Genomic DNA, 23430 nt, shown 5'->3' with positions numbered 1-23430 from the left:
TTTAAAATTTTTGCACATTATAAAATGTAATCTTTAACACTTAGATTTTTAATATTCTTTTTTCCTCTATTTTTTTAACTTGAGGATAGTTTTTATCAAGATATTCTAAATAAGCTATGGCATATTTTCTTGAAATTTGAAAATGATTTTTAACAAAAGCTACATCTAAATGATGATTTTGCAAAAGTTTTAAAAACTCTTGCATGAGATTTTCAAGAGTATTTTTTTCTATAAAAAGATTATGTGCTAATCTTTTGACTTTGTTTTCTTTGGTGAGTTTTTTTAAGATAAGATCTCCATTTTTCCTATCAAGCTCTAAATATTCATAAAGATTGTAAGGTGCAGTAGGTTTTATACCTTCTTTTTTTAAAATTTCATAAAGCTCACAATGAGCCTTTTCTTGTAATTTTTCAAAATCTTGTCCTTTTAAAAACCATATGCCATCTTTAAAATCTAATTTTTCTTGCATTTGCTTGAGTGTATAAGCGCAAAAGCTCTCACTTGCCCAGCTAAGCCTTAAGGCGATAGAATGAGGCGAGATTAAAGCATAAGGATTTTTAGAGAAAATAAAATCAACAAATTCTTTCAAAATTTGCATAGCATTTAAATCATATACATTTAAAGCTTGCTCATCGACAAAAACATGATTTAAGCTTTTTGCTAGGTTTAGGGCTTGCTCATGAGTGAGTTTAAAGCGTTGATAGCTTGAAAGTAATCCAAAGCCAAGTTTGTGAGTTTGTTTTAAAAACTCAAATACCTTTTTTAAATCTTTTTGTTCTAAAAGTGCTAAATACTTAGCTTTTATATCTTTTTTTAAAGGCTCACTTACCGCATTAAGAACCACACCACCGCTTTTAATACGCCTATTTTCAAGCAAGATGAATTTATCATCAAAACACAAAGGTAAGCTTTTATCAAATTCTAAGTTAATATAAGTTTTATCTTCAAATTCTTTGATTACACTAATTTTTGCATTAAGCTTTTTTGAGCCACTACAAAATTCTAAAATACTCCCGTGTTTAATCTCTGTATTAAAAACAACTCCATCGATACTTTTAAAACTTTTAAAAACACCTTTTTTACTTAATATATAGCCTTTTTTTAACTCATGATAATCACAATTTAAACTCAAAGCAACTCTATTATAAGCTTTTGCTTCTAAAACATTTTCTTCATGAATTTGTATATTTTTTACAATGATATCTTTTTGATTTTCAATGCAAAATATTTTTTCATTTTTGCTTATTTTTCCTTCATTTAAACTCCCTGTTACTACTGTTCCTATACCTTTTAGAGAAAAAACTCTATCAATGTAGTATCTAAAAATCAAATTTTCATCATTTTCTTTAGGTTTTAAACTAAGTAGATAGTTTTTTAAATTTAATATACTTTGCTCATCATAAATGCTAGTTGGAAAAACTTTTAAGATATTGATTTTAAAGGCTTTTAATTCTTTCAAAAGCTCTGCTTGCTTTTGTACTAAATCCTTGCATAAATCAACCTTACTCAAAATAAGCACTACATCTTTTACGCCTAAAAATTCCAAAACCCTTAAATGCTCTATACTTTGAGCCTTTAAACCCTCGTTTATATCTATGACAAACATACATACCCTAAAGCCAAAAGCACCACTTATCATAGTTTTAATTAAACTTTCATGCCCAGGCACATCGATAAAAGCAATATTTAAATTTTCACTTTTTAAATTTGAAAAGCTAAGATTAATCGTAATGCCTTTTTCTTGCTCTTCTTTTAAATCATCGCCTTCAAAACCATTTAAAGCTTTAATAAGCGAAGTTTTACCATGATCAATATGCCCAGCAGCGCCTATGATGATACTATGCATGAAATACCTCTTTAATAATGCTTATTATTTTGTTTAAATCTTTTTCTAAAATACTTCTAAAATCTAGCACAAAATGCCCATTTTCAACACGGCCGATTACGCCTTTTTTTCTAAATTTTTCTTGTAAAAGCAAAGCTTTCTCATCAAAACTTAACACAAAAGTATCTAAGCTTTTATCAGGCATAGAGCCACCACCTACTAAACTTTTAGAAGCTTTTAACTCACATTTTATAGGAATTTTTTCTTTGACAAAGAGTGCTTTTTTTTCTATGGTTTTTAAATCATCATTTAAAAGTTTTAGTGTGGGGATTTTTTCATATTCTTTTTCTAAGTAAGCTTTGGCAGTTTCATTTAAAAAAGCTAGAGTGATTTTATCAACCCTTAGCATTCTTAGAAGTTGATTTTTCTTTAATTGTTGAATGTATTTTTTCTTTCCAAGTATAATGCCTGCTTGAGTAGAGCCAAAAAGTTTATCACCGCTAAAACTTAAAATATCACAATGTTTTAAAAGCTCTTTCACACTCGGCTCGTTTTTACTAAGTTGTTTATTAATCTTTTCACACCAGCCAGCACCCAAATCATAATAAGATATGAGTTTTTTCTTTTTTGTCAAAGCGTGAATTTCACTTAAGCTTACTTCTTCAAAAAATCCTTTAAAAGCAAAATTAGAACGATGGGTTTTTAAAATCATCTTAGTATTTTCATTGATAGCTTTTTCATAATCATATAAATGAGTTTTATTAGTCGTGCCTATTTCTTTTAGTTTAACTCCAGCTGCTAGCATAACTTCAGGAATTCTAAAATTTCCCCCAATCTCAACTAACTCACTTCTTGAAGTAATAACTTCTTCATTTTTTGCTAAGGTGTTTAAGATCAAAAATACAGCAGAAGCGTTGTTATTAACAACTAAACAATCTTCACAATTAAATAATATTTTTAAATTTGCACTAAGTGCGTCATACCTTGAACCTCTTTTGCCACTTTGCATGTTAAACTCTAAATTAGAATAAGAGCAGATGATTTCTTTAGTTCTTTCAAAAATACTCTCATCAATAATGCTACGACCAAGATTAGTATGTATGATAACTCCACTAGCATTGATCAAACTTTGACTTTGCATGTTTAAAAACTCATCAATACTTTGGGCAATTTTACTTAGCAAATCTTGCAAGCTAAAATTTAAATTTTCATTTTTACTTAGTTCTTTTTTACAATTTGAAACAACTATTTTTGCAAAATGAGATCTTAAATACAAAGGGTAGCTAGCCAAGTTTTCATCGTTTATAAGTGTGTTTATGGGTGGAAAATTTCTAAATTTGTTCATCTTAAACCTTAAGAATAAATTAGTAAAATTATAACTTTTTTATAATGAAATTTATATAATTAAGATTAAAAAATTTAAAAGAGAGTGTTATGAAAGATTTTGTATTTTTAGAAAATGAAGATTTAATTCCTTTAAGTGATGATATTAGCATAGTTCAAAAAGCCTGTAGTGAAGAAGTTTTTATAGGAAATTCAAAGCTTTTAAATCCTGAAGTTTATGCACCTGAGATTAATTTTTACCTTAAAAATTCACAAGATGATGTGCTTAAAAAAGCTAAAACTATTGAGTCTTTATATAAGATTAGATCTAAAGTTTATGATTTAGGGCTTGATTTAGAATACACCAAAGAAGTGGGTAAAAATGTAATTATTGTAAGCAATGAGGATCAAAATGAGCTTATTGAAAGCTTAAAAAAACAAGAATACAAGGTTTTAAAATTAAGTAATGAGCAATGTTTGGGTGTTTTAGGTTGCGTGGGCGAGCTTTGCGTGATAGCTTTAAAAGATAATGAGCAAGTAGAGATTGATTGTGATTTTTTCTTATATGATGTAAAAAAAGAAAGTTTTGATCAACAAAGTGGTTGTTATGATTTAACTACTTTAAGTCAAGAAGAACTTATAAAACTTTTAAATTCTAATTCTCCAAAATATAAATTTAGAAATTATATTAGTTATGATGATAGCATTTGCCAATACCATGAAAGAAGAAGTATCCATTGTGGAAAATGTGCTGAAATTTGTCCTAGTGTGGCTATTTTAAAAGATGATGAGCAAAGAAAATTAGAATTTTCTCATGTGGATTGTTTAAGCTGTGGTGATTGTGTAGGAATTTGTCCTAGTGGAGCGCTTGATTATGCACCTATGCCACGCAATAGCTTTTATGAAATTTTAAAATTTTATGAAGATAAAATCATTTTAATAATCCCTGAGAAAATGTCTATAGAAAATTTAAATATCACTTTAAAAGAAGATGTAATGCCTTTTATGATTAAAGGTGAAAACTATCTTGATCAAGCACATTTTTTAGCTATGCTTCAAACAAGTGGTGCGAGTGTGATTTTTTATAGTGATGGCTTATCACAAGGTGCTTTAGAAGTGATAGCTTTGATGAATGAAATTTTTCAAAGAAAATTTAAACAAAACGCAATTTTTCTAGCTAAAGATGAAAAAGAACTTTTAGAGGCTATAAATCAAGCACATTTTATAGAAAATCTCAAATTTATTTCTTATAATCCTGCGCTTTTAAAAAGAGAAGATTTTGCTATAAGATTAAGAGAGCTTATAAAGGAAGAAAATTTAGGCAATATCCCAAGTAAAGAATGGATACGCTATGGAAAAATCACCATCAATGCAGACACCTGTACTTTATGTCTTTCTTGTGTGGGAGCTTGTAATGTAGGAGCTTTAGTGGCTGATACTAAGGATAATTCTTTGAAATTTAATGCAAGCTTATGTACTACCTGTGGGTATTGTGAGGCAAGTTGTGCTGAAAAAGATACTTTAATGCTTCAAAGAAGTGGGATAGATTTGGAAAAAGAGTATTTTTCTTTTATGGTTTTAGCTCAAGATGAACTTTTTGCTTGTGTAGAGTGTGGAAAAGAATTCGCTACTAAAAAAGCTATTGAGAAAATCGCTAGCATTATGAAGCCAAGATTTATGGGTGATGAAGCTAAGATAAAAACACTATATTGCTGTGCTGAATGTAAAGCAAAAGTAATGATACAAAGTATGAATGTGCTTTAAGCCAAAAGGCTTAAGCACTAAGTTTTAATCCCACCACTCCAGTGATGATTAAAATAATAAAAATGATTTTATTAAGAGTAATTACTTCTTTAAAGATTAAAAATCCCACCACACTAACTAATGCCAAACCACAACCTGCCCAAGTTGCATAAGCTATACTTAAATCAATTTTTTTCAAAGCATAAAATAAACCTGCTAAAGAAAATGAAAAAAACACCGCAAAAACGATTAAATAAAGATTATTTTTACTTATGCTTGCATACTTCATCGAGCTTGTTGCAATCACTTCAAAAACTATACTAATTACTAATACTAACCAATGCATTTTATACATCCTTTTAAATTAATTTAAAAATGAAACCACAAAAGGATAAAAGGTGGTGCAGTAGGGGCTATAAAATAACCACAAGATAATCTTATCTTCCATTTTGTCCATAAGCTAGTATAAAATTTTAAGATAAAAAATCCATAAGTCATTTATAACCTTGTAATAATTTATCTTATTTTAACATTGTTTTTTATATCTTAGTTAAATTTAGCGCAAAAGCTTTTTGGCTCAAAAGCACTTCATCATTTTCTTTAAAATCTTTAGCTTCTAAAGGGCTTAGTGCTACTTGACTGATTTGATTACCTATGGCAAGTATGGCTATAAATATGCTATCTTGTTTTTGTAGTTTTAAAATGCGTGCTTTTATGGCAAATTTTTGCGAGCCTTGTGTCTTTAAAAAAACTTCATTAGGCGAGCCTTCTTTGATGATGGCTCCATTTTCTAAAATGATGACTTTATTAGCTAGTTTATAAACTTCACTTACATCATGGCTGATTAAAATAGTAGTGATTTTATAAGTTTTATGTATATTTAAAAGATAATCATGCAAGTGTAGTTTTATCTCATTATCTAAGGCGCTAAATGGCTCATCTAAAAGTAAAAGTTTGGGTTTTTGCATAATGGCTCTTGCTAAAGCTACGCGTTGTTTTTGTCCCCCGCTTAGTTCTAAAATATGACTTTTTTTGTGTTTGCTTAAATCTAAAAGTTCTAAAAGCTCATTAGCAAATTTTAGATCTTTTTTAGCAAAAAGTAAGTTTTGTTCTACATTCATATTTTCAAATAAAGCATAATCTTGAAAAACAAAACCAAGTTTTCTTTTTTGTGGGCTTAGAAAGTTTTTATCATCAAAAAATATCGTATTATTAAAAGTGCAAATTCCTTGTGCTTTTTCAAAACCTGCTAAAATTCTCAAAAGCGTAGTTTTACCACTACCACTTTTTCCAAAAATAGCACAAAATTCTCCTTCTTTAACTTCAAATTTAATCTTAAGTTTAAATTCTTTTTCTTTATTTTTAAAGATTTTTTCAAAGTCAAGTTTTAGCATAAATACTCTTTGATAAATAAAGCACTAGGATGTACATAAGCAAATACAAAATCATTTTTTTGATAATTTTGCTCTAAAAACTCATGGGTGCTAATTTGAGCTTCGAAAGTGCAAATTTCATTTTCTAATCTTACGATAGTGATGATTTGTCCTTGAAAAATATCAATGATTTTTGCATAAAAGGTATTTAAAAATGAATTTTCTAAATTTTTTTTACTAAGCAAGCACTCGCTACTTTTAAAAGCTAGTAAAACTTCTTGATCAATGCTTGCTTTTTCATCAAGTTCTAAAGCAAGCATAAATAATTTATGTTTATTTATAAGAAATTCTACCCAGTTTATATTTTCATGATTTTTTATAGTATTTATTTTAGCTTTAATCATGGGATATTATAGCCATAAGCTTTGAAAATTTCCTTAGCCTTTTTGCTTAAAATAAAATCATAAAATTTCTTTGCTTTGGCATTATTTTTACCATAAGAAGTGATGATAATGCCTTGATTGATTGGTTCATAAAGCTTTGGATTGATTAAAATATAATTTTTTCCTTCTTGGAGTTTATAAGATTTTAGCGTATCTTCATATAAAGCACTTGCTGCTATAAAACCCACATCGGCTGCTTTTAATGTTTGAGTAAGTGCTTCTCCTATGGATTTTGCCTCGATAATTTTAGTTTTTGTTTGCTCATAAATTTTAGCATTTTGTAAAGTTTCTATACTAGCTTGACCATAGGGAGCAGCTTTGGGATTAGCTATGGTGATGATTTTTACTTTTTCTTCTTTAAGCGTGTCTAATCCTTTGCTTAAATCCATTCTAACACTTAGTAAAGCTAAAGCTCCTTGAGCATAAATAACAGGTTTTGTACTAGCAAAATTATCTTCATACAAACTTTGTGCAAATTTCATATTTGCAGCCATAAATATATCAAATGGCGCTCCATTTTTGATTTGCGAAACTAAATTTCCACTAGCACCTAAGCTTACATTGATACTAATATCAGGGTTTTCTTTTTGAAATTCTTTTTGTAAGGCTTTAAAAGCGTAAGCTACATTTGCAGCTGCAGCGATATTTACATCAGCACTATAGCCAAAAATACACAAAAAAAGTAGGGTAAAAATTTTTTTCATTTTTTATCCTTTTAATAGTAAATTTTAAAAAAATTATAGCTTATTTTTAAAAGCAAAAATAAATTTATATTTTTTGCATATTTTCTAAGACTTATTTCATAAGTAAATAAAAATTACTAATTTTTTTTAAAGAATATTTTTAATGTAAAAATTTATTTTAATTTTTGTATAATATAAGATTTCAATTTATGAAATTTTAAAAGGAAAAAGCTTGTTAAAATACATACTAACTTTGTGTTTATTTTTTAACACTTTGATTTTAGCAAATGACTTTGAAGATTTTGAACAAGAATATCAAAAAAAAGAAGTCAAAGATAGCTTTTATACTTACAATAAAGCTATGAGTAAATTTAATTATGATCTTTATACTTATTTTTTAAGACCGGTTGTGCTTTCTTATAAAAGCATTACTCCAAGCTTTATAAGAACAGGTGTAAAAAATGCTTTTGATACCACAAGATCACCTTTTAGATTTATTAATCATCTTTTAAGTTTAGAATTTAGAAAAGCTGGTGAGGAATTTGGAAGATTTTGTGTGAATGTGATTTTTGGATTTGGTTTGTTAGATAGTGCGAGTAAAACTCCTTTAAAAAGTTATGAAGCTGATTTTGGAACGACTTTGGGTAAATGGGGAGTAGGTAGTGGAGCGCATTTAGTGCTTCCGCTTTTAGGTCCTTATAATGTAAGAGATGCTTTAGCTTTGCCTGTAAATTGGTTTATGGTGCCTGAGGGGTATATTGAGAATTTTTGGGTTGGTGTGGGTGTAAATGCTGCATTAAAACTCAATGAATTAAGTTTTGAGTATGAAAAAATAGATGATATTTACCAAAATAGTGTAGATTATTACATTTTTATACGCGATGCGTATGAACAAAGACGCCAAGAACTCATCAAATAAGGAGATAAAATGAAAAAAATCATAGCTTTGTTTTTTAGCGTAGTATTTGCTTTTGCTTTAAATTTGCAAGATATTTCTAAAACCATGCAAGAAAAAATTGATGAGAGCTTAAAAATTCTAGATCAAAATAAAAACGATAAAGCTAAAGCAGCGGAAAAAATCTTTGCTTTATTTGATGGTGTTTTTGATTATGAACTTATGGCTAAGCTTAGTCTTTCTACAAGATATGAAAAATTAAGTGAAAATGAAAAAAATGAATTTAACAAAGCTTTTGAAAAAAACCTTAAAAAAAGTTTCACAGATAAGCTTGCTTTGTATGATTCTCAAAAATTAAAAGTGATTAATTTAGAAGAAAAAAATAAAAGAGCCTTTTTAAAAACTTCTATGATAGTAGATGGTAAAGAAAATTTTGTAATCTTTAAATTTTATGATAAAAATAATGACTGGCAAATTTATGATGTGGATATTTTTGGTATAAGTATTATACAAACTTATCGCTCACAATTTAAAGATGTCTTACAAAATGGTGATTTTAAAACCTTGCTTGAAAAGCTTTCTAGTGTTGATTTTTCTAAATAATGCTAAGTAAAATTTTAAAAATCTTTCTTAATTTCCCAAAGCTAACTTTGGGGATTACTTTAATCTTTTGTATATTTTTTAGTTTTTTTGCTAAAAATTTAAGTGTTGATGCAAGTGCTGAAAGCTTGCTTTTAGAGCATGATGAGGGTTTGAAACTATATAGAGAAGTTTCAGCACGTTATGGCAATGATAATTTTTTAATGCTTGCTTTTGCTCCTAAAAATAAAGATATTTTTGCTAAAGAAAATTTAGAAACTATCAAAAACTTAACCCTTGATTTAGAAAAAATCAATGGTGTGCAAAAGGTACTTTCTATCACTAATGCGCCTTTACTTGCAAGTTCTAAAGGTAAAGAATTAAAAGAGCTTATCCAAAATATACCTAATATTTTTAGTCAAGATGTGGATGTTAATCTAGCTAAAAAAGAAATTTTAAATCAACCCTTTTATAAAAATAATATCATCTCAAAAGATGGAAAAACAACAGGAATTTTGATTTATCTAGCGCCTGATCTTGTTTATAATGACTTGATTAATTCAAGAGATAGTGCAAAAAGTAAAAATGAAAAAGAGCATTTTAGAGCCTTGATTAAAAAGTACCAAGAAAGCTCAAGGGAATTTAGTGCAAAAAGATTAGAAGAAATTACTAAAATAGTATCTAAATATAGTCAAAATGGAGACTTTTTACACCTTGGTGGTGTTGAAATGATCGCTAATGATATGATTAATTATGTAAAAAGTGATTTAAAAATTTATGGACTTAGTTTAATAGGGCTTTTATTTATAGCACTTTGGTGGTTTTTTGGCTCTTTGCGTTTAGTGTTTTTGGCTTTGGGAATTTGTGTGGTTTCGCTTTTTACTTCAAGTGGGATTTTCGCGCTTTTGGGCTTTGATATTACTGTGGTGTCTTCAAACTATGTAGCTTTGGTACTCATTATCACTGTTTCTGTTGTGATACACTTAATCGTGCATTTTATAGAAAATTTACACAAACACCCAAAAACTAGCGTTTATAAGCTTTTACTCTCAACCTTACTTGATAAAGCAAGTCCTAGTTTTTTTGCTATTTTAACCACGGTTGTTGGGTTTTTAAGTTTTGTTTTTTCAGATATTGAGCCTATTATCAAACTCGGTATTATGATGAGCCTTGGCATCAGTGTGAGTTTGATTTTAGCTTATATTTATTTTGCAAGTATTTTAGTATTAATGCCGCGTTTAAATTTTAAAGAGCTTAATCAAAATTCGTTGAAATTTTTAAGTTTTTGTGCAAATGTAAGTTTAAAACATAGAAAATTTATCTATGGTATAAGTTTATTTTGTGTGGCTTTTGCTTTGTATGGAATTTTGCAAATTAAAGTAGAAAATAGTTTTGTGAGTTATTTTAAAGATAGTTCTAGGATTAAACAAGGTTTGTTGATTATAGATAAAGAGCTAGGTGGAACTATGCCTTTAGATGTGATTGTCAAATTTAAGCAAAATCCAAAACAAAATGAAAGCTTAGATGAGTTTGAACAAGAATTTGATGATTTATCCAAAGATGATAGATATTTTTTTAGTAGTGAAAAAACAAGAATAGCTGCTAAGGTTCATGAGTTTTTAAGTAAGCAAAAATATGTAGGTTCTGTGCTTAGCTTACAAAGTTTGCTAGAGCTTGGAAAAAGCATTAATGATGGTAAGACTTTAGATGATTTTGCTCTAGCATTTTTATATGAAAATTTAGATGAGAATTTTAAAAAGCAAGTTTTAACCCCTTTTGTAAGTGTAGAAAATAATGAGTTGCGATTTAGCGTGCGTATGCTAGATAGTGATCCAAATTTAAGACGCGATGCTTTTTTAAAACAGCTTGAAAAAGACTTAAAAGAACTTTTGCAAAATGATAATGTAGAGGTTAAAATCAGTGGTATTATGCCTTTGTATAATAATATGCTTCAAAGTCTTTTTTCATCACAATTTGACACTTTAGCCTTTGTGGTGCTTGTGATTTTTGCTTTGTTTGTGGTGATTTTTAGAAGTTTTGTTTATGCTTTTGTGGCGATTTTAGCTAATCTCATACCTTTGGCTTTAGTATTTGGCTTAATGGGTATTTTAAATATACCACTTGATATTATGAGTATTACCATAGCTGCTATTTGTATAGGAATAGGGGTTGATGATATGATTCATTATATTCATCGTTTTAAAGAAGAATTAAAACATAAAAGCTTAGAAGAGGCTATAAAAGCTTCACATATGGGTATAGGAAGTGCAATTTATTATACTAGTGTTACGATTATTCTAGGTTTTTTAGTGATGATTAGCAGTAATTTTATCCCGACGATTTATTTTGGTTTGCTTACGGTTTTAGCTATGAGCTTGCTTTTATTTGGCTCGCTTTTTTTATTGCCAAGTTTTATTTTAACTTATCATTATTTTAAAGCAAAATTAAAATAAAGTAAAATCCAAATCACATAAACACCAAAAGCAATAAGCATATATTTTATAAATTGTTTCATCAATACTCCATTTTTTCTAATACCCTTAAGATATAAGTAGCAAACATTAGCGCTTGTGAGCGGTGTGAAATTTTTAATTTTACTTGCTCATCTAATTCACCTAAAGTTTTATCAAAACCTTTTGGAATAAATAAAGGATCATATCCAAAGCCATTATTGCCCCTTGGAGTATCAATAGCAAGGCCATGCATATATCCATGCGTGCTAAAATGTCCATATTTTGAGCTTATGGCTATGGCTGCAGTGTAAAAAGCTTTGCTTTGATGTAGATTTTTTTCATGTAGGGCTTGGATGAGTTTGTTTCTATTGGCCTCATCAGTGCCTTCTTGAGAGTATCTTGCAGAAAAAATCCCTGGCGCATTGTCTAAAGCCTCTACGCTTATACCACTGTCATCACTTAAGGTGATAAATTCATTTTGTTTTTTGCCTAAAGCATTAAAAATAGCTTTAGATTTTATCAAAGCATTTTCTTTAAAACTTATGCCATCTTCGATGATTTCAAAAGGGGTGATGATTTCATTTAAGGCATAAATTTCATAAGTAGTTAAAAATTTTTTGATTTCTTCTACTTTGTGTGTATTAGAAGTTGCTAGAATGATTTTTAATTTTTTCTTCATAAATTACTCTTTTTGTTTTGACTTTAAAAAAAGTTTATCAAAATCATAGTAAAATTATCCTTTATAAGGAGAAAAGATGTTAAAAACTGTTTTACCTTTGTCTTTTATTGTAGGAACTAGATTTTTTGGATTGTTTATAGTTTTGCCGGTTTTAAGTTTATATGCTTTAAATTTAAAAGGAGCTAATGAGTTTTTAGTAGGGCTTTTAGTAGGTGTGTATGCTCTAACTCAAATGGCATTGCAAGTTCCTTTTGGTATTATTTCAGATAAAATAGGGCGTAAAAAAACTATGCTAATAGGACTTGTGGTGTTTATCATAGGTTCTTTGGTGTGTTCATATGCTGATGATATTTATACGATGATGTTTGGAAGGCTTTTACAAGGTGCAGGAGCCATAGGAGCAGTAGCTACTGCTATGATAAGTGATTTTATCAATGAAGAAAATCGTGGTAAGGCTATGGCTATCATGGGTTCATTTATAGGACTTTCTTTTGCAGCTTCTTTAGTGCTTTCTCCTTTAATGAGTGCTAAATTCGGACTTTCTAGTTTGTTTGATTTAAGTGCCATTTTAAGTCTAATTTGTATCGTGCTTTTATTTAGCGTTGTGCCAAAAGAGCATACAATAGTACATGAAAATACTAAAACCCCATTAAAAAAACTTTTAAAAGAAAAAAACTTAGCTTTGATGAATCTTACTAATTGTATGCAAAAAATGCTTATGAGTATTGCGTTTTTAAGTATTCCTTTGGTTTTGGTGCATGAGTTTAATTATCCAAGTGAGAATTTATGGCATGTTTATGTTAGCTCTATGGTGCTTGGGTTTTTAGCTATGGGTTTATCAGGATCTTTGGGAGAAAAAAGAGGCTTAAGTAAAGAGATATTGCTTTTAGGTGTGGCATTTTTTATCATTGCTTATATTATATTTGCTTTTTCGCATAATGCTTTAGTGTTTATGGTGGGTGTTGTAGTGTTTTTTATAGGATTTAATTTACATGAGCCTATTATGCAAAGCTGTGCGAGTAAATTTGCTAAGGTAAATGAAAAAGGTGCAGCTTTGGGTGTGTTTAATGCTTTTGGCTATTTTGGAAGCTTTTTAGGTGGTGTCGTTGGAGGGTATTTTTTACACCATTTTAGTTTAGTTGCTCTTGCTTTTATTTTGATAGCTTTGTCTGTAATTTGGTTTGTGTTGCTTTTGTTTTTACAAAGTCCGGCAGATTTTAAAAATGTCTATTTATCTTTAGAAACAAAACATGATTTAAATATGATTAAAGGCATAAATGGAGTTTTAGATGTGTATAAAAACTCTAAATTTTTAGTGATTAAATACAATAAAAAATTTACAAGCGAAGAAGAAATTTTAGCAATTATTGAAAAATAATCGCTTTTATACAAAATGCTTTTCTTTTAAAATCACATATAATTTTAAAGTAGAAATAAAGAAAGTTAAAATAGCAGGTCCAAGGATAATACCCCAAAAGCCAAAACTTGAAATTCCTGCTATCATCGCAAAGAAAATTAAAAGTTCGTTAATTTGTGTTGGAATTTGAACAAGTTTTTCATTGATCCATTTAATGATATAGGGTTTTACTAAAGTATCTGCGATAAAAGATATCATTACCACGCTATAAATGAAAATCACTAAAGCACCGCTTAGATTATTATTTGCAAATTCATATAAAGAGACAGGCACATAAACTAAGGCCCCACCTACCACAGGGATTAAAGAGCTAAAGCAAAATAATATTCCCATTAAAATCGCATCATAACCATAAAATTTAGTAATGATAGCAAAAAGCACCCCTTGTAAAATGGCATTTAGCACCATAGAATAAAACACCACAGACATTACATTACTCACTTCACTTAAAATGCCTTGAGTTTCTTCTTTTTTCATAGGCACTATGGTTTTTATATAGCCAATGAGTTGGGCTCCATAAAGATTAGCAAAGAAATAAAATACGCAAATTAATACCATATCAGTTAGAAATTTAGTGCCAAATTTAGTTGCGCTTGAAAGATAGGTTAAAACATTTTTAGAGATAGAATTTAAGTCAATACTTGCTAATGCTTCTTTGATTTTAGGTTCTATAAAACTTAAAGATTCGGGTAGGTGTAGGGAATAATTTTTAAAATATTCTATGGTATTGTGAAAATAGCTTATATCAAAACCTTTTGCAGCCTTTGCTAGTTCTATAATAGCATATACAAAAGGGATAAAAAATAAAGCTAGCATAAAAGCAGTAGTAGCTGCAGCAGCAACGACTTTTTTACCTTTGAAAATACTTAAAAATTTAACATTAACATTAGAAGTAGAAACAGCCATTAAACTTGCTATGGCTATATTCATCAAAAAAGGTTTAAACAAAAAAAGTACCCAAAATAAAATGATCAAAATAAAACTAATCAAGAAAAAATTACTACTTTTCATCAAATAAACCTTTGTTATATTTTAATTTTAAAACATCAAAGCTTTTTAAGCTTGCAATGCGACCTTTGGCTGTTCTTTCTATATAGCCATTTGCTAGTAAATATGGCTCTATCACATCTTCTATGGTATTTTCATCTTCACTTAATGCTGCAGCTATACTAGAAAGTCCTATAGGTTTTCTTTTAGCTTCAGTTAAAAGCTCTAAATACCGCAAATCCATCGCGTCAAAACCAAGCTCATTTACCCCTAAGGAATCAAGTGCTTGTTTAGCTCTTTTTTCGCTAATGATTTCTTCATCATTTACATCAGCAAAGTCTCTTACACGCTTAAGCAATCTTAATGCTATTCTTGGGGTTGAGCGACTGCGTTTGGCTATTTCTAAAGAAGCTTTTTTTTCACAAGTTTTATTAAGCTTTAGAGCTGCTTTTTCTAAAATGATAGCAAGCTCTTCATTTTTATAAAATTCCAAGCGAAATTGCATACCAAAGCGATCGCGTAAAGGATTACTTAGCATACCTGCTCTTGTAGTAGCACCTATTAAAGTAAATTTAGGTAAATCGATTTTGATTGTTTGTGCAGCAGGGCCACTACCGATGATAATATCAAGACGAAAATCCTCCATAGCAGGATAAAGCACTTCTTCTATGGCGGGACTTAAGCGATGAATTTCATCGATAAATAAAATATCTCCCTCGCTAAGATTAGTTAAAATCGCAGCTAAATCCCCGCTTTTTTCTATCATGGGTGCAGCAGTAGTTTTGATATTTGCATTCATTTCATATGAGATAATGTTTGCTAAAGTTGTCTTACCTAGTCCTGCAGGCCCACTAAAAAGGATATGATCTAGACATTCATTTCTTTTTTTAGCAGCTTTGATAAAAATTTCTAAATTTTTTTTAATATTTTCTTGTCCTATGTAGCCATCAAAATTTGAAGGTCTAAGGCTTGTTTCATAAGTTTCATCAGGGGAGAATTTTTCAATCTCTACGATTCTATCCATATTTTTTCCATTTTATTTTGTAAGAAATTTTAATTTTATCTAAAATTTGCTAAAATAAACATTTAAACTTAGATTATAGAAGTTTTTATGGGAATTTTAGAGCAATTAGAGTTAGATTACGAGCTTGAAGAAATCGAGCGTTTTTTGTATTTTTTTAGAAGTCTTTGTGATGTTTTAGAGCCTTTGATAGTAAAGCTAAGCAGTGATAGCTCAAAATACAAAGAAGCTTTAAAAGACTTAGAGCAAAATATCCACAATGTAGTTTGGGCTGCTAAAAGATTAAATTTAGATGAGATTGCAAATTTTTGCACATTTTGTGAGGAAATTATGCAAGAAGCAGCTAAATTTGATGGGCCTGCTAGCGATGAATTTGTGGATTGGATGTTTTTAGTGGGTGAGCAGCTTGATAGATATTGCAGTGATTATGAAAAAAATGCTTCTTTTTTAAGTGTATTTAACCCTCAAATTGCAAATGTTCCTGATAAAATTTCTAAATAACGGGGACGACTTGGCTTCGACAGGAGTAGAGTGGCCTTGGTGGCATGTCGCTTTGAGCAAAGCGTATAAAGCTCAAATTAAAATTAAACGCAAACAACGTTAAATTTGCTCCTGCTTACGCTAAAGCTGCGTAAGTTCAGTTGAGCCTGAATTTTAAGTGATACTATCTAGCTTAGGATTTGGTCATTTTCGATAGTGTAGATTGAAATTTGACAAGTTTTGATTGAAGTTAAAGTCTTAGTCTAGCTTGAAATTTTGGAAGGTGAGTTTGGCTAGATGAAATTTTCACCTTTGCTAAGCATGTAGATGCCGTGGTTGTTTTATTTTTGGACAGGGGTTCAATTCCCCTCGTCTCCACCAAATTTAATCTTTCATATATCAATTTATTAGAATTTAGTATTTTAATAATTTAATTTCATCAAAGGTTTCTTATTATTGATAGGACTTCAAGGAAGGCTTCTTTTTAGATAGGTAGTGAGGTCTTTTAATAATATTTTGTTATTCTTTCTTTTGTTACAATTTCTTCATCTAAAATATATTGTTTTATTTTTTCATATTTTTCTTTTATGGCTCAATATAAGTATTTACTCCATTTTTATTGTTTTAATTTAAGTTTGTTTAGAGTAGATTGTCTATTATTACTATAGAATCTAAAAATGACTTTTTGTTAATTTTAATATATAATCAATTTGTTGATATTATTGTTAATAAAATATTGATTTGTTAACTAAAATATATTTAAATGCTTGTTAAATATTATAATATAAAGATAACAACCGAACTTAATATTATAAACAAGCTTAACAATAAAAAAGAAGTCTTGAAGAGTAATAAAAATACTGTAAAACATAAAGTTATTAATATTCATAATACTAATTATTATCCTTGCTAAAAGTTTAGTGGTTTAAAATTTATATTGTTTTGAATTATTAAATATATTTTCTCTATGATAAGCCAAATATCTAAGTCTTGCCGGATTTAGTATTTGATGGTTAATTTTTTTTGTAGCCAATATTTTTTTAAGATTTTTATCTAAATTTTCATTTAATATTATACTTCCATCATCTTCAAAAGAAATCTAACCTTGATCAAATAACTGATCTAGTGACTTTGATAACAATAATCCATTATTCTTATCAAACTGTTCACTATCGTTACAATAACGATATGGTTTTATATGTGACGCTATTAAAACAGGATATTTTAACTCTTCTACATAGCAATAAACATCTGAAAAAATTTCTCTACTTTCTTCATAGAGAGAATATTTATATAATGTTTGTTTGTATGTATCTCTACCTATTGCTCTTTCTGTATAATCATATTCAGGCTTATCTAGCGTTAAGCAATTATTTTCATCTACATAAATACCTGTTAATACATTTTTGCAGATATTCCATAAATATGTTACTTGATTATATTTTCTTTCTAGTAATTTTATGCTAATAATATGATCTGTTTGTCTTTGTAATTCATCCGAGTTTAAATAATCTTTACTTGCGGTATCTGTAACACACATTATTGCTAAAAGATTTTCTTTTGATATACTTCCACAATGTTCTATGGTTTTAACTAAAAATTTGAGTTCATTCTTATCACTACTATTTTTATATGATCTTGAAAAACTAGCATTATCGTAAAGAATTTCGGAATATAAAATCTTCTTTTTTGCTTTATTTTGTTCTGCTAAAAACTGTTTTGTTTTTTTATGATAGCCATGAAAATTATTATTTACAAAACCAAGTTTAAAAAATTGATTTATTGATTTTCTCACAGATGCGTAATTAGATTTTGGATTAAAATTATAAATTTCATCTTGCAATTCACGATATTCTTTCGTATTAATATTTGTATTTTTATCTATAAAGTCGATTATAATTTTTAAGCATTTATTAAAATTTTCTTCGTAAAAATCACTATATTCAAGTGTTAGTTTCCAATAATTTTCATATTGTTGATCTCTTATAGGTCTCTTATTGTTCATAGTATCTCTCATATTAATTCAAAAATTAATAATATTTCATAAGTTTGTCTTTTATTTTCTTTGCCTGTTACCTTATAAATATGTTGCTTTTCTTGTAAATAATAGTTTTTAGTTAATGTAGAAACCGTATCTATTATTTCTTTATAACCAGGATTGCTGTTGCTATTTAAACTTATGGCTATAAATTTAGTTTTACTTTTTAATTTTTCAAAAATAATTTTTAAATTTTTTAAAAACATATTTTTATTGGTAAAATCTGTATAATACATTGTTTCTTTGTTTAACATTTTATCAAATGAACCGTAAAAATTAAAATAATTATTCATTGTAGAAGGATATGGCGGATCTATATATACTAAATCTATATTTTCTACTATTTCAATTATTTTAAAACAATCAAGATTATATGAAATATTGTTAAATCCATTATCAAAAACAGCGTTATTGTATTGATTTAAATTTATGTAAATATGTTCTAAGAAGCTTATGTTATGATATGCTCTACGTCTACCATACTTTTGATAACTAAATTCTTCATCTCTAAGTTTTACAATTTCTTCCCATTTGATGCACATTCTAGAATAAGGAATTTTTCGTATCATTGCTCGTCTTAAGAGTGCAAAAAACATAAATTTATCAAAGTTTTGTAATGTATTAGCATAATTTACCATACAAGTTAATTCTTTTACTTCGTTTTCAAAATATAGTTTGTTTTTTAGCCACTCTATGTTTTTGTATATCGTATCATTATAATATGAATATAAAATTTTAGATGTTATGTTTAAATGTAAAATATTACTGTTATTTTCAATTATAGCTTTTGATATACAATAATTTGAATATAATATGTCATTTGAGATAACACTAAATCCTGCTTCTTTAAAAGCGTAAGACATAGAACATCCACCGCTAAAAAGATCTAAAACTTTTCCGTTTTTTATAGGTAAATTTTGTATAATCCAATCGGCAATCTTTTCTTTGTTTCCGATATAGTTTACTTTCGGATATTTATTCATTTAAAAAAATCTTAACTTGGTTTGCTAATTTCAATGCAAGTAATGGAGGAACAGCATTGCCAATTTGTTGTTGTATATCAATGGAATTGCCATAAAAAATATAATCATCAGGAAAACTTTGAATTCTTGCTAGCTCCCTAGCAGTTAAAGCTCTATTTTGCGAATAATGAAATACTTTTCTCATATCACCTGTAATTGTTATGGATGGCTTTGAGCTATCGTATCTTATATATTTCCTAACATCGCCAGTTTTTGGTCTTATTAAAGGTGGAATTTGCTCTCTATTTCCCCCGTCTTTTACATAAGACATCTTTTCAAGCATTTGTTTTGAGTGTGTCATTGCATTATGGTTTGGAATGATTGAGCTTTCAGAACTATTTAGTATTGGTAAATCATCTATTACACTTTTAATATTATATTCTTTTTTTGATTTTTGCGGAAATTTAAAAGTATTTTTTTTGTGTACCGACAATAAAGATTCTATTTCTATTTTGTGCTACACCATAATCTTTCGCGTTTAAAATTTCATATTTAATCTCATAACCAATTTCGATAAAACTTTGAATTATGCCTTTTAATGTTTTGCCTTTATTGTGTCTAGCCAATGTAGCAACATTTTCCATTATAAAAATTTTAGGCTTAATAATTTTTATAAATTGCAGATATGCTAAAAATAATTTATTTCGCTCATCATGTAATTCTTTCCTACCGATATTTCCAGCTAGGGAAAATCCTTGACAAGGTGGTCCTCCTATAATAACTTCAAATTTATATTTATTTTGTAATTCAGCTATTTCTTTATCGCTAAAACTTAAAATATCACGATTTAAGTGTTTTACAAAACTAAAATTTTTCTCATAAGTTATTGATAAATTTGGATTGTTATCTATTGATAGCAATATATCAAAATTGCCACTTTTAAAAAAACCAAGCGAAAAACCACCTGCTCCGCTAAATAGATCTAAACAAGTATATTTTTTCAATTTCTCATTCCTAATATTTGTTGTAAAAGTACGCTTATTTGACATATTTTTAGCTAAACTTATGATTTTGTCTTACTTTTTTTATAAAATTTGTGAAGCTGTAATAAATAAGATAATTATTTTGATATCCGGTTGTTCTAATTTCCATTAAACATCCTTATACTATAAGATTCAATAGAAAGCCTTACAGTATAAATTCTTTGCAAGGCTATCCTTGCAAAGAATTTATACAAATAAAGAATTCACACTTTCATTGTGATAAACTCTGCGTATTACCTCACCAAAAATAGGTGCTACGCTTAGGACTTTGATTTTATCCATTTGTTGTTTTAAAGGTATAGTGTCAGTTACTACTAGCTCATCAAGCGCATCTTTGGCTATTCTTTCATAAGCTACGCCACTAAGCACAGGGTGGGTACAGCAAGCTATAACTGACTTTGCACCTTTGCTTTTAAATACTTCAGCAGCTTTTACTATGGTTCCTGCTGTATCGATAATATCATCTACCAAAATTACTTCTTTATCTTTTACATCACCGATGACATTCATCACTTCGCTTTCATTAGCCTTTTCGCGTCTTTTATCTACTATAACTATATCAAGTCCTAAAGCTTTTGCTACGCTTCTAGCTCTTGCTATACCGCCTATATCAGGACTTGCAATGATAGGGTTTTTATAGTTTTTATTTTTAATATAATCATTAAAAATAATACTTCCATAAAGATTATCCACAGGTATATCAAAAAAGCCTTGAATTTGTCCAGCATGTAAGTCTATGGTAGCTACTCTATCTACACCGGCTGATTCTATAAGATTTGCTACTAATTTTGCAGTAATAGGCACCCTAGGACTTGCTTTTCTATCTTGTCTAGCGTAACCAAAATAAGGGATGATAGCTGTGATAGAGCTTGCACTTGAGCGACGCAGAGCATCTGTCATGATTAAAAGTTCCATTAGATTATCATTTGTTGGAGCACAAGTACTTTGAATGATAAATACATCTTTACCACGCACGCTTTCATCTATTTGAATGCTAATTTCACCATCACTAAAACGCTTCACACCCGCATTGCTTAGAGGCAGTGAAAGGTATTTTGAGATTTTTTTAGCAAATTCCTCATTTGCTGAACCAGAAAATATTTTATATCCGCGCATATATAAGCCTTAGAAAGTTTTCTGTGATGATATAAAATTTTTTTTGAAAATACAATAAAACATATCAAAAGCCGTGCAATCTTTTTAAATCCGCATCAATAGGAAGTTTATTTCCGTCTTTATCTACACTTACATAAGTTACCACAGCTGAAGTTACATGCATGCAATATACACGGCCATAATCATTGGCTCTTTGGGTAACTACTTCTACTTCTACGGTGATAGAAGTATTACCTGCTTTGATGATTTTTGCATAGCAAGATACCAAATCACCTACGAAAATTGGTTCTTTAAAAATGATCTTATCCACTGCTACAGTTACTACTCTTTGCGGAGAAAGCTCCCTTGCTGCAATGGCTCCAGCTAGATCAATTTGTGACATGATCCAACCACCAAAGATATTACCAGCAGGGTTTGTATTGCTTGGCATAGCTATAACTCTTAGTTTAGGTTCTCCCATATCTTTCATACATTCTCCTTGTGTTTTAAAAAAAACATTATAATTAAGTTTTAAAAATAAAGAAAGGTAAAAAATGAATGATTTTAAGCAAATAGCAAAAATTGTGAAAAATAGGAAACAAAATATCAATAGTCTTTATAATATACTTCAAACTAATCAAAGTCATCCTTTGATAGATAGAGCTTTAGAACTAGCTAATCTTGAAAATGAAAAAAGCAATATTTTGGCAATGTTGCGTCGTTTGGTGGATTTAAAAGAGGAAAATTTAGTTCAAGAACTTGAGAAAAAAGGTTTAAATGAAGAAGAAATTTCTCAAATAAAATATAAAGTTTTTTCTTTAGTAAGAGCCTTTTATGAAGTAGAACATCAAGATTTAATCGATGAGATTAAGAGTAAAAATTTACTTGATGAGTTTTATTTGGTTCTAGTTCAAGGAGTGCATAATATAGGCGTAGTTATGAATTCTTTTGAGCTTGTTTGGAGCAAGCAAATTTTAGATACAAATAATAAAATCTTAAAAGAACAATTTCCAAATTTAAGCGATGCTTTGGAGTTTTTAAAACAAAATGAGCTTTATCAGCTTAATCAAGATGGTGAAATTTGTGAAAGAAGCTATGGAGCTTTAGTTAAAATAGGAACACTTTGGAGATTTTTACCTTATGCAAAAGCTTTTGAAAATGAAGTTTTAAAGCTTGAATATGAGTTTGATAAACTTTTAGAAAAACTAAGAAATTGTGTGCTAGATGATGAAAAAAATGCTTATATTAATTATATAGAAAAATTAAAATTTGCATTTTGTGAAAAAGATAATAATGAAGTAGTTAAAAAATGGCAAGAAGCAGAGCTTGCGTGGATGGAAGTAAAATGTCCATTACAAATTGGCCATCCTTTAGAATACTATGAGGACTCTTATACACATGCAGTAGCACTTGAGTGGGATATACGCTTAGAAGATGTGAGTGATTTTAATGGGAGTGAGTTTAAAGATAAAATCAAAGAAAGCTTTGCAATGGTGTATGCAAATTTAGATGAAGAAGATGAAACTTTGTTTGATGAAGTGAATTTTAATCTTGAAAAAACTCAGCTTTATATTTGTATGCCTATGATTTTTTATGGAGCAGAGCTTAAGGGGCTTTTTTCCGCTCAAGTAGTGCCAAATGATGAGTATGTAAGCAATATAGCAGGTAAAAAGATCTTTGCTTTTTTAAATTATGTTTATGAAAATGCTAAAACCAAGCCTTTTATGAAGCTTTCTTCTATGGTATTTGAAAAAGAATTTTTAGATTATGGTAGAGAAATTTTATTTTACAATGAAAAATTATGGAAAAGAATTTATGAAGTTTCTACCATAGGTCATGAGTTTGGGCATATTTTCTTTGTGGCAAATGATAGTGAAAAGAAAATGAATGAAAGTGGCGTGTTTAAAAATATAGAAGAGTTTAAAGCTACTGCGGGCGGGCTTGTAAATTTCTTTTTACATGAAGAAGATGATTTAAAGCTTCCTGTATTTTATGAGCTTATTAAAAGGGCTATAGGATTGATTGCTTGGCAAAGAGTAGAGGAGGTTAAGCCTTATTATACTGAAGGTTTGATTCATTTGTCATTGCTGTTTAAATCAGGGGTGTTATCTTTTGCAAATGAGAAATTAAACATTAAATTTGATGAGGAAGCTTACGAGAGTTTTAAGGCTGTGTTTATGCAAAATTATTATAAGCTAGCAAGACATTATATGTTAAAAGAAGATGCTAAAAATTATTTAGACGAATTTTGTGTTTTAGAAGATGAGGTATTTTTACCACTTGATGAAGAGTGTAAAGAATTTGTAAAATACTACTATGAATTACACAAACTTTATGGCAATGAAATCGATGAAAGTGGAGAGTTTGAAAAATACTCTAATGCAAAATAAA

At 28.8% G+C, this 23430-nt stretch carries 20 protein-coding genes, 1 other RNA gene and 1 pseudogene; 8 read left to right on the top strand and 14 right to left on the bottom strand.

Annotated features, from left to right (window positions below):
* Positions 1 to 40: 40 nt before the first annotated feature.
* Complete coding sequence (gene selB, locus L8X38_RS03045; RefSeq protein WP_263661267.1) at positions 41 to 1846, bottom strand: selenocysteine-specific translation elongation factor; 1806 nt, start codon at positions 1844 to 1846, stop codon at positions 41 to 43.
* A complete protein-coding gene (gene selA, locus L8X38_RS03040) occupies positions 1839 to 3170 on the bottom strand; it encodes an L-seryl-tRNA(Sec) selenium transferase (protein ID WP_263661266.1) in 1332 nt (443 codons plus the stop codon). The genes selB and selA overlap by 8 nt, the downstream gene beginning before the upstream one ends.
* 89 nt (positions 3171 to 3259) lie before the next feature.
* On the opposite strand from selA, the gene L8X38_RS03035 reads away from it, so the two are divergent.
* The gene (locus L8X38_RS03035; protein ID WP_263661265.1) at positions 3260 to 4912 is read left to right on the top strand and encodes a 4Fe-4S dicluster domain-containing protein; all 1653 of its coding nucleotides are present in this window, start codon (positions 3260 to 3262) and stop codon (positions 4910 to 4912) included.
* Between the two features lie 10 nt (positions 4913 to 4922).
* On the opposite strand, the gene L8X38_RS03030 is transcribed toward L8X38_RS03035, so the two are convergent.
* The 4 genes from L8X38_RS03030 to modA all read right to left on the bottom strand — a co-directional run bounded on the left by L8X38_RS03030 (position 4923) and on the right by modA (position 7411).
* Entirely contained in the window at positions 4923 to 5237 is a 315-nt protein-coding gene (locus L8X38_RS03030) for a DMT family transporter (RefSeq protein ID WP_263661264.1), read from the bottom strand.
* A 193-nt stretch (positions 5238 to 5430) separates the two neighbouring features.
* A complete protein-coding gene (locus L8X38_RS03025) occupies positions 5431 to 6285 on the bottom strand; it encodes an ABC transporter ATP-binding protein (protein WP_263661263.1) in 855 nt (284 codons plus the stop codon).
* Complete coding sequence (locus tag L8X38_RS03020; RefSeq protein ID WP_220566930.1) at positions 6279 to 6668, bottom strand: hypothetical protein; 390 nt, start codon at positions 6666 to 6668, stop codon at positions 6279 to 6281. The genes L8X38_RS03025 and L8X38_RS03020 overlap by 7 nt, the downstream gene beginning before the upstream one ends.
* Entirely contained in the window at positions 6665 to 7411 is a 747-nt protein-coding gene (gene modA, locus L8X38_RS03015) for a molybdate ABC transporter substrate-binding protein (protein ID WP_263661261.1), read from the bottom strand. The genes L8X38_RS03020 and modA overlap by 4 nt, the downstream gene beginning before the upstream one ends.
* A 211-nt stretch (positions 7412 to 7622) precedes the next feature.
* On the opposite strand from modA, the gene L8X38_RS03010 reads away from it, so the two are divergent.
* From L8X38_RS03010 to L8X38_RS03000, 3 genes are read left to right on the top strand one after another with little or no spacing between them, the layout of a single operon-like run.
* Entirely contained in the window at positions 7623 to 8309 is a 687-nt protein-coding gene (locus L8X38_RS03010) for a VacJ family lipoprotein (protein ID WP_263661260.1), read from the top strand.
* A gap of 9 nt (positions 8310 to 8318) precedes the next feature.
* A complete protein-coding gene (locus tag L8X38_RS03005; protein ID WP_258108135.1) occupies positions 8319 to 8888 on the top strand; it encodes an ABC transporter substrate-binding protein in 570 nt (189 codons plus the stop codon).
* Entirely contained in the window at positions 8888 to 11317 is a 2430-nt protein-coding gene (locus tag L8X38_RS03000; RefSeq protein ID WP_263661259.1) for an efflux RND transporter permease subunit, read from the top strand. Before L8X38_RS03005 ends, L8X38_RS03000 begins: the two co-directional genes overlap by 1 nt.
* Before the next feature lie 61 nt (positions 11318 to 11378).
* On the opposite strand, the gene L8X38_RS02995 is transcribed toward L8X38_RS03000, so the two are convergent.
* The gene (locus tag L8X38_RS02995) at positions 11379 to 11996 is read right to left on the bottom strand and encodes a non-canonical purine NTP pyrophosphatase (RefSeq protein ID WP_263661258.1); all 618 of its coding nucleotides are present in this window, start codon (positions 11994 to 11996) and stop codon (positions 11379 to 11381) included.
* A gap of 76 nt (positions 11997 to 12072) precedes the next feature.
* Here L8X38_RS02995 and L8X38_RS02990 point away from each other — a divergent pair, with 76 nt between their 5' ends.
* Positions 12073 to 13374, top strand: coding sequence for an MFS transporter (locus tag L8X38_RS02990; protein WP_257928795.1), 1302 nt, complete (start codon positions 12073 to 12075; stop codon positions 13372 to 13374).
* Between the two features lie 6 nt (positions 13375 to 13380).
* Here the strand turns inward: L8X38_RS02990 and L8X38_RS02985 are convergent, their stop codons facing one another.
* Both L8X38_RS02985 and ruvB read right to left on the bottom strand, forming a co-directional pair.
* Entirely contained in the window at positions 13381 to 14424 is a 1044-nt protein-coding gene (locus tag L8X38_RS02985) for an AI-2E family transporter (RefSeq protein WP_263661257.1), read from the bottom strand.
* Entirely contained in the window at positions 14414 to 15424 is a 1011-nt protein-coding gene (gene ruvB / locus L8X38_RS02980; protein WP_220566281.1) for a Holliday junction branch migration DNA helicase RuvB, read from the bottom strand. The genes L8X38_RS02985 and ruvB overlap by 11 nt, the downstream gene beginning before the upstream one ends.
* Before the next feature lie 87 nt (positions 15425 to 15511).
* Between ruvB and L8X38_RS02975 the strand changes: the two genes are divergently transcribed.
* Complete coding sequence (locus L8X38_RS02975; protein WP_039619086.1) at positions 15512 to 15922, top strand: hypothetical protein; 411 nt, start codon at positions 15512 to 15514, stop codon at positions 15920 to 15922.
* Between the two features lies 1 nt (position 15923).
* Positions 15924 to 16282: a transfer-messenger RNA gene (gene ssrA / locus L8X38_RS02970) on the top strand.
* 718 nt (positions 16283 to 17000) lie between these two features.
* On the opposite strand, the gene L8X38_RS02965 is transcribed toward ssrA, so the two are convergent.
* From L8X38_RS02965 to L8X38_RS02945, 5 genes and pseudogenes are all read right to left on the bottom strand, one after another.
* Positions 17001 to 17918, bottom strand: coding sequence for an HNH endonuclease signature motif containing protein (locus tag L8X38_RS02965; RefSeq protein ID WP_263661256.1), 918 nt, complete (start codon positions 17916 to 17918; stop codon positions 17001 to 17003).
* A complete protein-coding gene (locus tag L8X38_RS02960; RefSeq protein WP_263661255.1) occupies positions 17915 to 18922 on the bottom strand; it encodes a DNA adenine methylase in 1008 nt (335 codons plus the stop codon). The genes L8X38_RS02965 and L8X38_RS02960 overlap by 4 nt, the downstream gene beginning before the upstream one ends.
* Positions 18915 to 19950: pseudogene (locus L8X38_RS02955) on the bottom strand (DNA cytosine methyltransferase). Before L8X38_RS02955 ends, L8X38_RS02960 begins: the two are co-directional and overlap by 8 nt.
* 180 nt (positions 19951 to 20130) lie before the next feature.
* Positions 20131 to 21060: a ribose-phosphate pyrophosphokinase gene (locus L8X38_RS02950; RefSeq protein ID WP_039619082.1), complete on the bottom strand. Its 930-nt coding sequence runs from the start codon at positions 21058 to 21060 to the stop codon at positions 20131 to 20133.
* Between the two features lie 64 nt (positions 21061 to 21124).
* Positions 21125 to 21529 carry an acyl-CoA thioesterase gene (locus tag L8X38_RS02945; RefSeq protein WP_133319755.1) on the bottom strand — a complete coding sequence of 135 codons (405 nt, stop codon included), beginning with the start codon at positions 21527 to 21529 and terminating at the stop codon, positions 21125 to 21127.
* A 64-nt stretch (positions 21530 to 21593) separates the two neighbouring features.
* Between L8X38_RS02945 and ciaB the strand changes: the two genes are divergently transcribed.
* Positions 21594 to 23429, top strand: coding sequence for an invasion protein CiaB (gene ciaB / locus L8X38_RS02940; protein WP_263661254.1), 1836 nt, complete (start codon positions 21594 to 21596; stop codon positions 23427 to 23429).
* The last annotated feature ends 1 nt before the right edge of the window (position 23430 follow it).

Source organism: Campylobacter sp. CNRCH_2014_2452 (genome assembly GCF_025772865.1).
GTDB lineage: Bacteria > Campylobacterota > Campylobacteria > Campylobacterales > Campylobacteraceae > Campylobacter_D > Campylobacter_D lari_D.
Note: the sequence above shows the minus strand (reverse complement) of the source record. Positions and strands in the feature narration are given on the sequence as shown.